The organism is Streptomyces vulcanius (genome assembly GCF_042653945.1).
GTDB lineage: Bacteria > Actinomycetota > Actinomycetes > Streptomycetales > Streptomycetaceae > Streptomyces > Streptomyces mangrovi.
Window position 1 is genome coordinate 136,872 of sequence record NZ_JBHSFK010000016.1, and the last position, 13,676, is coordinate 150,547.

Sequence of the window (13,676 nt, forward strand, 5' to 3'; positions counted from 1 at the left end):
CCGCTCACCGCCCCGGGTGGCTCCACGGCAGCAGCAGCCGGTCCCCCTCGTGCCTGGGGACCACGTGGAGGTGCAGATGCGGCACGGTCTGGGTGGCGGCGGGACCCCGGCTGGTGATCACGTTGCAGGCGTCCATCCCGGCCGCGAGTTCGGCGGCGGCCCGCATCGTGGTCGCCGCGGTGTCCGGGTCCGCGCCGGCGTCCGTGACATGGCGCCGCGACAGCACCAGCAGATGTCCGGCGATCACAGGACGTACCGGCACGACGGCGAGGGCCTGCGGCCACACCCGTACCACCCGCGCCCGCTCGGTCCCGGCGACGATCCGGCAGAACACACAGTCCGCCGCCGGTCTCACCCCGCTCACGGAGGTACGCCGACGACGACGGACACACGCATCGGCCCCCCCCGCTCGCTCCGCCCCGGGCGGCCGGACCGGGCTGCCCCGACGCGGAGGACGTGCGTGGCTCCCCGGCACGCCCGCCCTCCGCCCCGACACCAAGTCTCCCGGGCCCCCGCCGATTCCGGCCGCGTTGCCCCGTTGCCTATGGCCCCCCGCAAGCCGAGCCCCGCTCCGCCCGGCCCGCTCCGCTCCGCCCGGCCCGGCCCGCTCCGCCCGGCCCGCTCCGCTCCGCCCGGCCCGGCCCGCTCCGCCCGGCCCGGCCCGGCGAGCCGAGCCTCGCTCCGCGCCGCTCCGCCTGGCCCCGCGAGCCGAGCCCCGCTGCGGAGCGGCCCTGCTCCGGCCCACCTACTGCGGCCCGGCCCGGCCCGGCCCCGCCCCGCGAGCCGAGCGCCGCTCTGCCCTGCCTGGCTGCGGCCCGGCCCCGCGAGCCGAGGCCCGCTACGGCATACCTACCGCGGCCCCACCCCCCGCCCGCAAGCCGAGTCCCACCCCCCGCCCCGCAAGCCGAGCCCCGCATCACGCATTCCGAGGCGGACTCCACGCCACGCATTCCAGGTCGGGCGCCGCCCGTTCTACCGGCCCCCGTCACCGTCCAGGTCCGCCAACAGCTCCCGGGTCCGGTCCGCGAAGTCCGCCGCCGGCCGGTGTCGCGGGGCCTCCTCGATACGGCCGACCAGGGTCCGCAGTTCGCCGGAGGCCGTCGCGGAGCGGGTCGCCGCCACCGCCCGCAGGGCCCGGCGGCCCACCTCCACACCCTGTTGCAGCTCGCCCGCCTCCACGTAGGCGCGGGCCAGCCGGGCGCCGAACAGGCCCCGGCCGCGCCGGGACTGGGCGGACCGGGTCCGGCCGACCGCCACCGCGAGCTCCTCGGCCGCCCGGCCGGGCCGCCCCAGGTCCACCCAGCACCAGCCGCTCACGAAGGGGCCGGGATTGCCCAGCGACTCGGGGCCGAAGTCCAGCCCCTCGCCCCGGACTTCCGCCGATCCCGCCCACAGCTCCTCCGCCCGCCCCAACTCCCGCAGGCACGACGCCTGGTCCCCGCGGAGCGCGTAGCCCTGGCCCGCCCGGTGGGCGGCGAGCGCCCGCACCCGGGGGTGGACGTGTTCGTCGGAACCGGCACGGTGCGCCAGCTCCAGAACCAGGTCCGGTCGGCCCGCGTAGAGTTCGAGCTCGGCCCGGCGCACCCAGGTGTAGGCGCGCAGGTCCCGGTGCGCGGCCCGCGCGGCCAGTTCCGCCGCCGCCCCGGTCCACCGCCGGGCCTCGGCCGCGTCCCCGGCCTCCTGCGCCATCCAGCCGGCGTACTCCGCGGTGCGCGCCGCCTGCCGCAGCAGCCTCCGGTCCGGCCGGGGCACCCCGGAGGTGAGCGTCGACAGCGCGCGGAACTGCCCGTCCAGCGCGGGCAGTACGACACCGGGCGGCAACTCGCGTCCGATGGTGCGCAGTTGGGCGAGCGACGCCTGGAACGCGGCGACCGCCAGCGCCGATTCGCGCTCGTCCGCGACCCAGCCGGGCCGAACGGCGGCGCCGCGCGGCCGGTTGGAGGAAGGCAGGTCCGGGGACGGCAGGTCCGGGGACGGCAGATCCGAGGGTGGCCGGTCCGCGGGAGCCCGGTCCGAGGGTGGCCGAACGGCGCCCGGCAGCAGCGCCGCCGCCAGCTTGCCGTCCGCGCCCGTCGCCAGGTCGTACAGCTCGACCAGACGGCGACCGGGCGGACTCATCCCGCGCTCCACACGGCTCAAGTGCCCCTTGTCGTAACTGATTTCACGGGCCAGCGAGCGCAGCGTCAGCCCGGCTGCCTCGCGTCTTCTGCGCAGCTCTGCCCCGAGCCCGCTCCCGCCGTCGGTCATCGACCGCCCCCTCGCGAATCCCCATCGCCATTGTTTCGGCCATTCGCGCTCCGAGGCAACGCTCCCGCCCGCCCCGAGCAGGTCGAACATCCGCTCGGGGCGGCAGTCGCCCCTCCTCTCGCCGGCGGGCGGGGCCGGTTCGCCGAGTGGGCGTCGTGGCTCAAGGGCATGGCGGGCTCTCCATGGGACGCGCGGCGCCTTCGCCGCGCTCAGGGAAGCAGGAAGCGCCCCTCGCCGTCGCCGACTACCGCCTCACCGCCGGGGCACCACCACCGGCAACGCCCGTTCCCTGGCGTACCGGTTCGGGGCGGTGTACGCCGCGCGGGCGGTAGCCGAGTTCGGCGGAGCGGCCGAGCAGGTCGGCGAGGTACCAGACGATGGTCAGCCACATCTCGGTGCCCTGGAGCCCGGGTTCAGCGCCGGGTCCCGCGTCGCCCGGACCGAAGCCGAAACCCCGGCCGTCCTGCCAGCGGGGCAGCGCCAGGGCCAGCTGCCGCTCCGCCCAGGCACCGATCTCCGCCGAGCGGTAGCCGTCACCCCCGGCTCCCGCCCGGAGCTGCCGGGAGCACAGCCACAGGGGGTGGACGACGTCCAGCACATTGCACGCGTTCTCCTGCCCGGCACCGAAGTGACGCGGATCGCGGGAGTGGTCCAGGACGGCGTCCACGACCCGCTCCGGATACGGCACGGGCACCCCGAACTGGGCGAACGAGCCACGGGTGAGCCGGTAGTAGCCGTTGACCACCTGGAGACGCCCGGCCTCGGGGCTCGGGCTTCCCCACATCCCGGACCACGGATCGACGTGCGTCAGCAGCCAGCCGAACAGTGTGTCCAACGCACCCGTATCGTCGTCCTCCCGCCGCAGGTTCCAATGGGCGGCCGTCGCCCAGGCGTCGATCCACGCCCCGGCCCCCCACGCCCCGGTACGCCACGGCAACCCGGCCAGCCGCATGACCAGTTGACGTGCCGTCATATCGCTTACCCCGCGCACCGGATGAGGAAAGGCGGCGCCGAGCAGGTCGAGCGCGTAGCCGACGGACAGGATGTGGTAGACGGCCGAGCCCTCACCGACGAAGCCGTCCTCCGCCACGGCCGGCAGCGGTTCGCCGAACTCCGGTACCAGACCGGTGCCGGGATCCTGCGCGTCGGCCAGCCGCCGGATGTGCTCGTCGGGGCCCAGCTGCGGGGGAGCGGTACCGAGCAGCAGATCGGCGATCTCCACCGCGTCGCAGTGCGCCCGCACCGTCGGAGCCGCACCGGCCCGGTCGGCGTACCGGTGGCCGTCCCAGTGCCGGGCGAGGAGGTCCGGAGCCTGCGCGCGAGCCGTGTCGGCGAACCGGGCCGGATCACCGGTGCCCCGGCCCGGACGGGGTCCGGCGCCCGTGTCACGGCGGTCGCGCAACGGCCGCGCGGGGTTTCCGGCCGCGACCGTCCAGTCCGGAAGGTCCCTGGTGACGACCGCACCGGCGCCGATCACACAGTGGTCGCCGATGGTCACCCCGTCCACGACCACCACGTGCGAACCGATCCACACGTCGTCGCCGACCGTGATCCCCCGCTGGATGAGCGGCTGCCGGAACACCGGCCGGTCCGGGGACATGGAGTGGTTGAAGCCGAGCAGCGAGGTGTGCGCCCCGATCCGTACCCCGTCACCCAGCGCGACGGCACCCCGCACCGTCGTGAACGGGTTCAGCGTGCAGTGCGGGCCCGTGGTCAACTCCCCGGTGACATAGGCGTGCGCGGCGATGTACGAGTCGTCGCCCAGCCGGAGCCGGTCCGGGAACACCGCGGCGGACTCGGCGACGTAGCACCGCTCGCCGATCTCGGTGTCGCCGCCGACCGCACGCTGCCGTACGAGCTGGGCGGCGCGCTGCTCCTCGGTCGCGTCCCCCGCGAACAGCCAAGGACAGTGATCGAAGTGCCTTACGGACTGCTCCTGTCGGTGATCCATGCGGGAAGGGTAGGCACCGTCACCCCTGGGGCGCCGGTTCGTCGAGGGACTGGGTGCCCAGGACCGCCAGCAGCTCCAGGCGTTCGGCGTCCGGGCTGCCGGGCTCGGCCGTGTAGATCATGATGCGCAGGTCGCTGCCCCCGACGCTCAGTACGTCGCAGTCGAGCGTCACCGGCCCCACCTGGGGGTGATCGATGGTCTTGCGGGACGACTGGTGGTGCCCCACGGCCCCGGAGTCCCACAGCTCGGCGAACCGCTCGCTGCGCGCGCGCAGTTCCGCGATCAGTTCGCGCAGCCGCCGGTCCGCCGGATACCGGCTCGCCGCGGCCCGCAGATCGCCGACGACCGCGGCCTCCAGCGCCGCCTGGGACTGCGAGGTGTGGCGGACCCGGCCGTTCGAACAGAGGAAGGTCCGGTACGCGCCGTTGCGGTCCCGGCCGTGCCGCTCGCCCATCAGCGCCGTGTACAGCGGGTTGGTGAGCAGGAGTGTCCACGACGCGTCGGAGACCGCCACCGGGGTCGTGGTCAGCCGGTCCAGCATCCGGTGCACACTCGGTGGGATGTGCGCGGGTACCGTGCCCCGGCCCGGCGGCACCAGACCCGCCACGTGGAACAGGTGCTCGCGCTCCACCGCCGACACCCGCAGCGCCCGCCCGAGCGCCTCGACGACCTGCTCCGAGGGATTGGCCGCCCGTCCCTGCTCGAGCCGGGTCACGTAGTCGACCGAGATCCCCGCCAGCATCGCCAGTTCCTCCCGGCGCAGCCCGGGCGCACGCCGGTGGCCGCCCTGGAGCACCCCCGCCGCCTCCGGGGAGACGCGGTCCCGCCACCGCCGTACCGTACGCCCGAACTCCGTGCTCGCCATGCCACCACTGTGCACCCGCGAGCCCGGGTCTTCCTGGTACCCGCAGTCCCAGGAAGCCGGGGGACCTGGCTGGCGCCCACGGGCCGCCGCAGCCTGGAGCCATGACCACCAACTCCATGACCACCAACGCCATGACCACCACGGCCACGACCACCACACTGATCACCGGTTCGAACAAGGGCCTCGGCTTCGAGACCGCCCGCCGGCTCGTCGAAGCGGGCCACACCGTCTATGTCGGCGCCCGCGACACCGAACGCGGCCGGCTGGCCGCCGAGCGGCTGGGCGCCCGCTTCGTCCGGCTCGACGTCACCGACGACGACTCCGTCCGCGCCGCGGTCAAGACCATCGAGGCCGACGGCGGTCTGGACGTCCTGGTCAACAACGCGGGCATCGAGGCCCGCGGCCCCGGCAACAGCATCATCGGCGCGGAGGACGTGACCGCCGACGACCTGCGCGAGGTGTTCGAGACGAACGTCTTCGGCGTCGTCCGCGTCACGCATGCCTTCCTGCCGCTGCTGCGCCGCTCGGCCGCGCCGGTCGTCGTCAACGTCAGCAGCGGGCTGGCCTCGCTGGCCCGGGTCTCCGACCCCGACGACGTGGCGTACGCCTACCCCGGCGTCGGGTACCCGACCTCGAAGACCGCCGTCAACATGATCACCGTGCAGTTCGCCAAGGCCTTCCCCGGCATGCGGATCAACGCGGTGGAGCCCGGCTACACCAAGACCGACCTGAACGGCAACACCGGCGTCCAGACCGTGGAGGAGGGCGCCGAGATCATCGTCCGCATGGCACAGGTGGGGCCCGACGGCCCCACCGGTACCTTCACCGACGCGACGGGCGCCCTGCCGTGGTGACCCGCCGTACCGGCATCACCCGCATCACCCGCATTACCGGCAGAGCGGCACGTCCGGCAGCCGGTTCTCCGGCGAGCTGACGTAGATGTTGGTGATGTAGCCGCCGTACAGCGGCAGATACGCCCACCAGTCGTTGACGTACGGCGGCACCTCGACCCGCTGGCCCTGCTTCTGGCAGCCGATCAGCACCTCCACCCCGGCGGGCAGCCGGGTCAGCACGGTCGAGGAGGTGTCCGTACCCGCCCGGACGCGGACGTCCGTCCCCCAGGTGCCGAACCAGGTGCCGGCCGGACGCACGCTCCCGGGCACGTTCAGCGACCGCACCAGCCGGTTGAGGTCGGTGTAGGCGGCGCCGAACGTGGTGCTCGTCGGCTGGAGGGTGTACACGGCGACGATCGAACGGTCCCCGGCCCCCACCGTGCCGGTGCTGTGCAGCGCCCGCTGCGTCAGGTCCACGTCAGCCACCCCGACGTCCGGCGTGGTGTCCGGCGTGACGTCCGACGCGGTGCTCGCCCCGGTGCCGGAGCAGGTGGAGTTCGCGCCGAAGCCCGACCACCCCTGCTTCACGGCCCACGGCCGCTCGAACGACGCCGGGATGCCGAACCGCTGGTCGAAACCGTCGGTGCCGCACCGCGTGGACTGCCGCAGATTGTCCATGATCAGGTCACGGGCGGCGGCGGGTGCGGTGTCCAGGACGTACCGGTAGATCCGTACGGTGTCGGCCGCCGACAGAGCCGTGTAGCCCCAGGCGCCCGGATAGCCGGCGGGCGGCCCCGCGGTGTCGGCCAGGCCGAGCCGGGAGACCATCCGGTCGACGATCGCACTGCCACCGTTCTGCGACCAGTAGGACGAGGCGCTGTCGTCGTCGCTGGAGCGCAGCATCAGGTCGAACCGGGCGCGGTCGTCCGTGGACAGGCTGTAGCCGGGGCCCTTGTTCCACAGGTGGTCGAGCGCGATGAGCAGCTTGACGACCGACGCGGACCGGAACCGCATCCGCGGATTGAGCTGCTCGGTGAACGTCCCGGTCTGCCGGTCGAAGACCGCGACCCCCGCGGTCACCCCGGCCGGCACGGTGACGGCGGGCGCCGCGGCCGGTGCGTCGCGGGCCCGGCCGGCCGGGGACCCGGCCGCGTACGCCGGGCCCGCCGCCGCGCACAGCAGCAGCACCGCCAGAACACACCACCGCACGACCGCCACGAGGCCGTTTCTCGCCCGTTCGACACCCATCGCCCGTCCTCCCCCTGCGTCGACTGTGCTTCCAGGAGAAGTGAAAGCTGCCACCGCCCACCCGTGAACCTCAGACATACGAGGGTCACCCCGGCCGGAACCCGGGTGTGGTGCCGCGCCGCCGCGTGATGGGATGCGGCATGAGCGAGACACCGCGCGCCCGCATCGCGCAGTACTACGCCACCGTGCCGCTGCTGTTCGCCGACAGCGAGGACTTCGGTTCGCTACGGCTGTTCGTGCCCAGGGTGCCGGGCGCGGTGTACTACGGCGGCCCCAGCCACGCCCAACCCACCGCCGACGACCTCGACCGAGTGCGGGCCCGGCAGCGTGACCTCGGAGTGCCGGAGGCGTTCGAGTGGCTCGCCGAGGCGGCGCCGGCGCTGCGGGCCACCGTCGAGGCCGCCGGACTGCCCGTCGCGGAACGGCCGTTGATGACTCTGGACCCGCCTGGGGTTTCGCCCCGCCGGCACCACCCTGCTGATCGCCAACCAGCCGGCCCGGTCGTAGCGCAGGGCACCCGCGGGCCGCACCGGTCGGCCGCGCGTACCGGCAGCAGCCTGCCCGCGCCGGGTCGGTCGGAGGCGGTGGGCCTCAGCGGCCGGCCGGGGGCGCGCGCCCGCCGCTTCATACCCGACGGCTGGTGACCGACGCCCCCGGGTGCCTCGGGTGCCCAGTGGGGGCGCTGGGCAGTCAGGAACCCGGCCGGGCCGCCTGTCCGTGGTGGTGGAGGAACGCCTCGGCCAGGCTGTCCGTGAACGCGTGGGCGATCGGCTCGCCGGTCACCAGTGCGCGGTAGTAGACCGGGCCCACCAGTCGGTCGGTCTCGGCCGGCACGTCGAGGCCGGCGGGCAACTGCCCGGCCCGCACGGCTCGTTCCAGCGGCAGACGGTCACGGGCGCGCTGTACGTCCAGACAGCGGGTCCGGAACTCCGCGGCGAACGCCGGATCGTGCTGGGCCTGGGCGATCAGCGCCCTGAAGACCGCGCCGGAGTCGGTCTCGCCCAGGAACCACGCCAGCCGGCGCAGATACTCGCTCAGGTCGCGCGCGACGTCGCCGGAGTCGGGCGGGGTCAGGTCCTCGGTCGCGTCCTGGAGGAAGGCGTCCATCAGGATGTCGGTCTTGGTGCTCCACCAGCGGTAGATGGTCTGCTTGGCCACCCCCGCCCGCGCCGCGATGCCCTCCATGGTGACACCGGCGAAACCCTTCTCGACGAGCAGGTCGTCGGCCGCCTCCAGCACCGCCTGCCGGGCCTCCTCACTGCGGCCGTGCCGGTTTCCGTGGTGCCGCCGTGCTGGTGTCGCAGCTGTCATCTCACCCCTCCTCGGCTCGGCCCAGATTAATCCCCGCCCCCATCCCGCTAGAATTGACGCAACGTTGCGTCTACTCTACGGCTCATGACATCGACACCGACACACACCCTCGCCGCCCCCCAGGTCGGGGCAGCCATCGACCATCTGTTCGAGCAGGCCGGCCGGGACGACGCCGTGGCCGCACGCGTGAGCGCGGAGCTGCCGGGCGGGTTCGGGCACCTGTCGCCGCAGGCGCGCGCCGACGCCGCGGCGGAGATCTACATGCCGATCTCCGCCGCGGGCGGGGAACTGCTCTACAGCCTGGTCCGCGCCGTCCGCCCGGCCACCGTCGTCGAGTTCGGCACGTCCTACGGGATCTCCACGCTGTACCTGGCGGCGGCCGTACGGGACAACGGCTCCGGGCGCGTCGTCACCACGGAGCTCAGCAAGGAGAAGATCGCGGCGGCGCGCCGGACCTTCGCCGAGGCCGGCCTGGACGACCTGGTCACCGTGCTGGAGGGAGACGCCCGCGACACCCTGGGCGCCCTCGACGTCCCGGCCGACTTCGTGCTCCTCGACGGCTGGAAGGACCTGTGCCTGCCGGTCCTGCGCCTGCTCGAACCCCGGCTGCGGCCCGGCACCCTCGTCGTGGCCGACGATATCGACCTCAGTGATCTCCGGCCGTACCTCGACTACGTACGCGACCCGGAGAACGGCTACCGGAGCGTCGCCTTCCCGGTCGAGGACGGCATGGAGATCAGTTGCCGCCTGTAGGCGGATAATGGGTAGGAGTGCGTCAAAAGCCGCATTCCGCTTCGTGAGGTGTCCTATGGCAGACGAGGTCGCGGTCGCCCTCCTCGACGACGAGGACGTCGTCCGGCGCTGGTCCCGTGCGGCCACGGACCTGCTGGGCCACACGGCCGAGCAGGCCTGCGGTCGGCCGGTCGCCTCGCTGCTCGTCGATCCGGGGGAGTGGGGCGGTGGCGCGCGGAGCCTCCGGTTCCGGACCTCGTCCGGGCAGCCCGTCGAGCTCGCCGTCGACCTGGTCGACGTGGACGGCGCCTCCAGGGCCGTACTCCTGTCGGCTCCCCGGATCGCGGGGAACGCGGGGAACGCGGACGAGCAGAGCGCGTCCCTGCTGCGGGCGCTGCTCGCCCAGGACCAGATCGGGGTCGCCCTCTTCGACGCCGCACTGACCGTCGTACGCACCAACAGCCCCGACAGCAGCACCGGCATGGACGGATGGCCCACCCTGCGGGCAGGTCACCGGCTGGCGGACGTCGTCGTCCCGGACGACGCGGACGCGGCCGAGGCCCTGCTGCGCCGGGTGCTGGAGACCGGCGTACCGCTGGTCGCGGGGGAGCAGCGGGCGCGGGCGCGGGAAACGCCCCGGCTGGAGCGGTATCTGTCCGTCTCCGCGGTCCGCCTCGAGGACGCGGGGGGCCGTCCGGCGGGGGTCCTGGCGCTCTACACCGACAGCACGGAACAGTGGCGGGCCCGGCGCCGCACGGAGATGAGCCACGAGGCCTCCGGGCGGATCGGCCGGACGCTGGACGTGGCCGGCACCGCCCAGGAGATCGCGGACGTCCTCGTGCCGGCCCTGGCCGACATGGCGACCGTGGAGATCGTCGAGGCCGTGCTCGAAGGCGAGGAGCCACCCGGCGGGATCATCCCCGGCGCCTGGTGGAACCTGCGCCGGGTGGCCGTGGCCTCGGCCGTCGGACCCTGGCCCGCCGATCTCATCCCGGTCGGCGGGGTGCTCCCGCGCTTCCCGGACGTCCCGCAGGTCCGGCAGACGCTCCTGCACGGCGACACGGTCTTCAACACGACGCGCCAGGAGATGGTGGACATCCTCCGGGACCCGGAGCTGATCCGGACGACGATGCCCGAGAAGGGACACTCGGCCATCGTGTCCCCGCTGTACGCGCGCGGACTGCTGCTCGGCTTCGTCACGGTGTGGCGCAGCGAGCAGCCCGAGGCGTTCCGGCAGGAGGACGCGGATCTGCTGTTCGACATCTCCTCCCGCTCCGCCCTGAGCGTGGACAACGCCCGCCGCTACACCCGGGAGCACCGGGCGGCGGTCGCGCTCCAGCAGCGGCTGCTGCCCAAGACCACCACCCGGACCACGGCCGCCGAGTCGGCCGGCCGCTACGTCCCCGCGGGCGGCGGGGCGGACATCAGCGGCGACTGGTTCGACGTCATCCCGCTGCCGTCGCTGCGGGTGGCGTTCGTCGTGGGCGACGTCATCGGCCACGGGCTGCACGCCGCGGCGACCATGGGACGCCTGAGGACCGCCATCCGCACCCTCGCCGACCTGGAACTCGCACCCGGCGAACTCCTCATCCACCTCGACGACCTCGTCCAGCAGCTCGCCGACGAGGCCGACCCGCAGGTACGGGACACCATCGGCGCCACCTGCCTCTACGCGCTCTACGACCCGGTCAGCGGAGCCTGTTCGATGGCCGACGCGGGACACCCGCCGCCGGTGGTGATCCGGCCCGACGGCACCGGGCGGATCGTCGAGGTCTCCCCGGGGCCGCCCCTCGGCGTGGGCGGGATGCCCTTCGAGGTCACCACGGTCGACCTGGAGCCCGGCAGCACGCTCGCGCTCTACACGGACGGCTTGGTGGAGGCCGGCTCCGGCGGTGACACGGACCGGGGCATCCGCGACCTCCTGGACACCCTTTCGGCGCTGTGCGGCCCCGACCGGACGCTGAAGGACCTCGGCCGGACGGTGATGTCGGGGGTCACCGCGTCGCCGCCCCGGGACGACATGGCGCTGCTGCTCGCCCGCACCCGCAGGATCCCGCCCGCCGACATCGCGCACTGGCGCTTCCCCGACGATCCCGCGGTCGTGGCCGACGCGCGCAAGGCCGTCGCCCGGCAGCTGACCGTGTGGGGGCTCGACGAACTCGCCTTCACCACCGAACTGATCGTCAGCGAGCTGGTCACCAACGCCATCCGGCACGCCGGCGGCACGGTCGGCCTGCGGCTCTTCCACGACGGCTCCACGCTGGTCTGCGAGGTCACGGACCCCAGCAACACCCAGCCCCGGCTGCGGCGCGCCCGGGCCGGGGACGAAGGGGGCCGCGGTCTCTTCCTGGTGGCCCAGCTGTCCGACCGGTGGGGCAGCAGGTACCACCACACCGGCAAGACCATCTGGGCGGAACAGTCGACGGGCGCCGCCCCCGAGCCGGAGGCCGACCTGTCGGCCGTATGGGAGAGCGCGGCGCTGTAGGCCGCGGCCGTGTCACGAGGCGGACGGCCGCACGGCCCTCTCGGGCCGGACCACCAGCCGGAAGCCGACCCCGCGTACGGCCTCGATGCACACCGCGTCGCCCAGCTTGTGCCGCAGGCCCGAGACCTGCGTGTCCAGGGTCTTCGTGGAGCCGAACCAGTTGCTGTCCCAGACGGACGCCATGATGTCCTCCCTGGTCGCCACCGCGTCCAGCCGGTCGGTGAGATACGCCAGCAGGGCGTACTCCTTCGGGCTCAGGGTGACCTCGGCACCGTCGAGGAACGTACGGTGCGCCCGGCGGTCGATCGACACCCGGCCGTAGCGGTCGCACGGACGCAGGGGCACGGGCAGCCCGATCACGACACCGGGTACGCCGGGGCCGGAGGACTCCCGCTCGACGGCGGCCGGGCCGGGCGCCTGCCGGCGGCGCTGCACGGCCCGCATCCGCGCTACCAGCTCGCGCACGGTGGACGGTTTCACGATGTAGTCGTCGGCGCCGAGTTCGAGACCGACGACCTTGTCCGTCTCGGTGCCGCGCGCGCTGATCATGATGAGGGAGACATCGCTGCAGACAGCTCCGGGCCCGCCGGCAGGGGCGCCGCCCGCAGGGCTTTGTCCTGCGAGTGGAGAAAGTTCGAGCAACCCGTGGCACAGGTTCTTCCAAGGAGGGACGACGGCTGCTACGTTCCCCTCGAAAGAACGCCGCAGTCGGCCGAATCCTGGCGGGAGGGGCTCGTGAGACGTATGACGGCACGACCTGCGAACGCCCATCAGGCCCGGCTGCTGAAGCTGCTGCGCGACGGCGGCCCCGACTCCCGTGCCCGTCTCGGCGACCAGGTCGAACTCTCGCGGTCCAAGCTGGCCGTCGAGGTGGACCGGCTGCTGGAGACGGGCCTGGTGGTGGCCGACGGACTCGCCGCCTCGCGCGGCGGGCGTCGCTCCCACAACGTCCGGCTCAACCCCGACCTCAGATTCCTCGGCGTCGACATCGGCGCCACGTCCATCGATGTCGCCGTCACCAACGCCGAGCTGGAGATCCTCGGTCACCTCAACCAGCCGATGGACGTCCGGGAGGGACCCGTCGCGGTCTTCGAGCAAGTCCTGGACGTGGCAGGGAAGTTGAAGGCGTCCGGGCTCGCCGCCGGTTTCGACGGCGCGGGGATCGGCGTCCCCGGACCGGTCCGCTTCCCCGAGGGCGTGCCCGTCGCCCCGCCGATCATGCCGGGCTGGGACGGCTTCCCCGTGCGGGAGGCACTCAGCCAGGAACTCGGCTGTCCGGTCATGGTCGACAACGATGTGAACCTCATGGCGATGGGGGAACAGCACGCCGGAGTCGCCCGGCGGGTCGCCGACCTGCTCTGTGTGAAGATCGGCACCGGGATCGGCTGCGGCATCGTCGTCGGCGGACAGGTCTACCGCGGTGCCACCGGCAGCGCGGGCGACATCGGCCACATCCAGGCCGTCCCCGACGGCCGTCCCTGCCCCTGCGGCAACCGGGGCTGCCTGGAAGCCCACTTCGGCGGTGCCGCGCTGGCCCGCGACGCGACGGAGGCGGCCGTACAGGGCCGGTCGGCCGAACTGGCGGCCCGGCTGGAGACCCACGGCATCCTCACCGCCGTCGACGTCGCCGCGGCGGCCGCCGCCGGTGACGCCACCGCACTCGACCTGATCCGCGAGGGCGGCACCCGGGTCGGCCAGGTCATCGCCGGCCTGGTCTCCTTCTTCAACCCAGGGCTTGTGGTGATCGGCGGCGGCGTGACCGGCCTCGGCCACACCCTGCTCGCCGCCATCCGCACCCAGGTCTACCGCCAGTCGCTGCCGCTGGCGACCGGCAACCTGCCCATCGTCCTGAGCGAGTTGGGCCCGGCCGCCGGCGTGACCGGTGCCGCCCGGCTGATCAGCGACCACCTCTTCGCACCCGCCTAACGGCCCACCCCGGCCGCACCCTCATCCCACACCTGCGCACCGGGCCCGACTTCGGCCTGCGCTTTTGCCGAGGGGATC

At 73.7% G+C, this 13,676-nt stretch carries 11 protein-coding genes and 1 pseudogene; 5 read left to right on the plus strand and 7 right to left on the minus strand.

Annotated elements, in window-relative coordinates; all coding sequences use genetic code 11:
- Window positions 1–4: 4 nt before the first annotated feature.
- The 4 genes from ACFPIH_RS24845 to ACFPIH_RS24860 form a co-directional block, all read right to left on the minus strand.
- Window positions 5–364, minus strand: coding sequence for an HIT family protein (locus ACFPIH_RS24845; RefSeq protein WP_381168690.1), 360 nt, complete (start codon window positions 362–364; stop codon window positions 5–7).
- A gap of 608 nt (window positions 365–972) precedes the next feature.
- Window positions 973–2,247, minus strand: a complete 1,275-nt coding sequence (locus tag ACFPIH_RS24850; RefSeq protein ID WP_381168688.1) for a helix-turn-helix domain-containing protein — start codon at window positions 2,245–2,247, stop codon at window positions 973–975.
- Between the two features lie 244 nt (window positions 2,248–2,491).
- Window positions 2,492–4,198 carry an acyltransferase gene (locus tag ACFPIH_RS24855; RefSeq protein ID WP_381168686.1) on the minus strand — a complete coding sequence of 569 codons (1,707 nt, stop codon included), beginning with the start codon at window positions 4,196–4,198 and terminating at the stop codon, window positions 2,492–2,494.
- 19 nt (window positions 4,199–4,217) lie between these two features.
- Window positions 4,218–5,063, minus strand: a complete 846-nt coding sequence (locus ACFPIH_RS24860) for a helix-turn-helix transcriptional regulator (protein ID WP_381168684.1) — start codon at window positions 5,061–5,063, stop codon at window positions 4,218–4,220.
- Between the two features lie 101 nt (window positions 5,064–5,164).
- On the opposite strand from ACFPIH_RS24860, the gene ACFPIH_RS24865 reads away from it, so the two are divergent.
- Window positions 5,165–5,917 (plus strand): SDR family oxidoreductase, encoded by a 753-nt coding sequence (locus ACFPIH_RS24865; protein ID WP_381168682.1) that lies wholly within the window; start codon window positions 5,165–5,167, stop codon window positions 5,915–5,917.
- Window positions 5,918–5,950: 33 nt separating this feature from the next.
- On the opposite strand, the gene ACFPIH_RS24870 is transcribed toward ACFPIH_RS24865, so the two are convergent.
- The gene (locus tag ACFPIH_RS24870; RefSeq protein WP_381168680.1) at window positions 5,951–7,144 is read right to left on the minus strand and encodes a hypothetical protein; all 1,194 of its coding nucleotides are present in this window, start codon (window positions 7,142–7,144) and stop codon (window positions 5,951–5,953) included.
- A gap of 140 nt (window positions 7,145–7,284) precedes the next feature.
- Between ACFPIH_RS24870 and ACFPIH_RS24875 the strand changes: the two genes are divergently transcribed.
- Entirely contained in the window at window positions 7,285–7,788 is a 504-nt protein-coding gene (locus tag ACFPIH_RS24875; protein ID WP_381168678.1) for a hypothetical protein, read from the plus strand.
- A 46-nt stretch (window positions 7,789–7,834) separates the two neighbouring features.
- Here the strand turns inward: ACFPIH_RS24875 and ACFPIH_RS24880 are convergent, their stop codons facing one another.
- A complete protein-coding gene (locus ACFPIH_RS24880) occupies window positions 7,835–8,455 on the minus strand; it encodes a TetR/AcrR family transcriptional regulator (RefSeq protein WP_381168676.1) in 621 nt (206 codons plus the stop codon).
- 84 nt (window positions 8,456–8,539) lie between these two features.
- Between ACFPIH_RS24880 and ACFPIH_RS24885 the strand changes: the two genes are divergently transcribed.
- Both ACFPIH_RS24885 and ACFPIH_RS24890 read left to right on the plus strand, forming a co-directional pair.
- The gene (locus ACFPIH_RS24885) at window positions 8,540–9,208 is read left to right on the plus strand and encodes an O-methyltransferase (protein ID WP_381168674.1); all 669 of its coding nucleotides are present in this window, start codon (window positions 8,540–8,542) and stop codon (window positions 9,206–9,208) included.
- A gap of 55 nt (window positions 9,209–9,263) precedes the next feature.
- Window positions 9,264–11,672, plus strand: a complete 2,409-nt coding sequence (locus ACFPIH_RS24890; protein ID WP_381168672.1) for a SpoIIE family protein phosphatase — start codon at window positions 9,264–9,266, stop codon at window positions 11,670–11,672.
- A gap of 12 nt (window positions 11,673–11,684) precedes the next feature.
- Here ACFPIH_RS24890 and ACFPIH_RS24895 read toward each other — a convergent pair.
- Window positions 11,685–12,239, minus strand: a pseudogene (locus tag ACFPIH_RS24895) (response regulator transcription factor); the annotation flags it as partial.
- A 177-nt stretch (window positions 12,240–12,416) separates the two neighbouring features.
- On the opposite strand from ACFPIH_RS24895, the gene ACFPIH_RS24900 reads away from it, so the two are divergent.
- Window positions 12,417–13,598 carry an ROK family protein gene (locus ACFPIH_RS24900; protein ID WP_381168670.1) on the plus strand — a complete coding sequence of 394 codons (1,182 nt, stop codon included), beginning with the start codon at window positions 12,417–12,419 and terminating at the stop codon, window positions 13,596–13,598.
- Window positions 13,599–13,676: the final 78 nt, after the last annotated feature.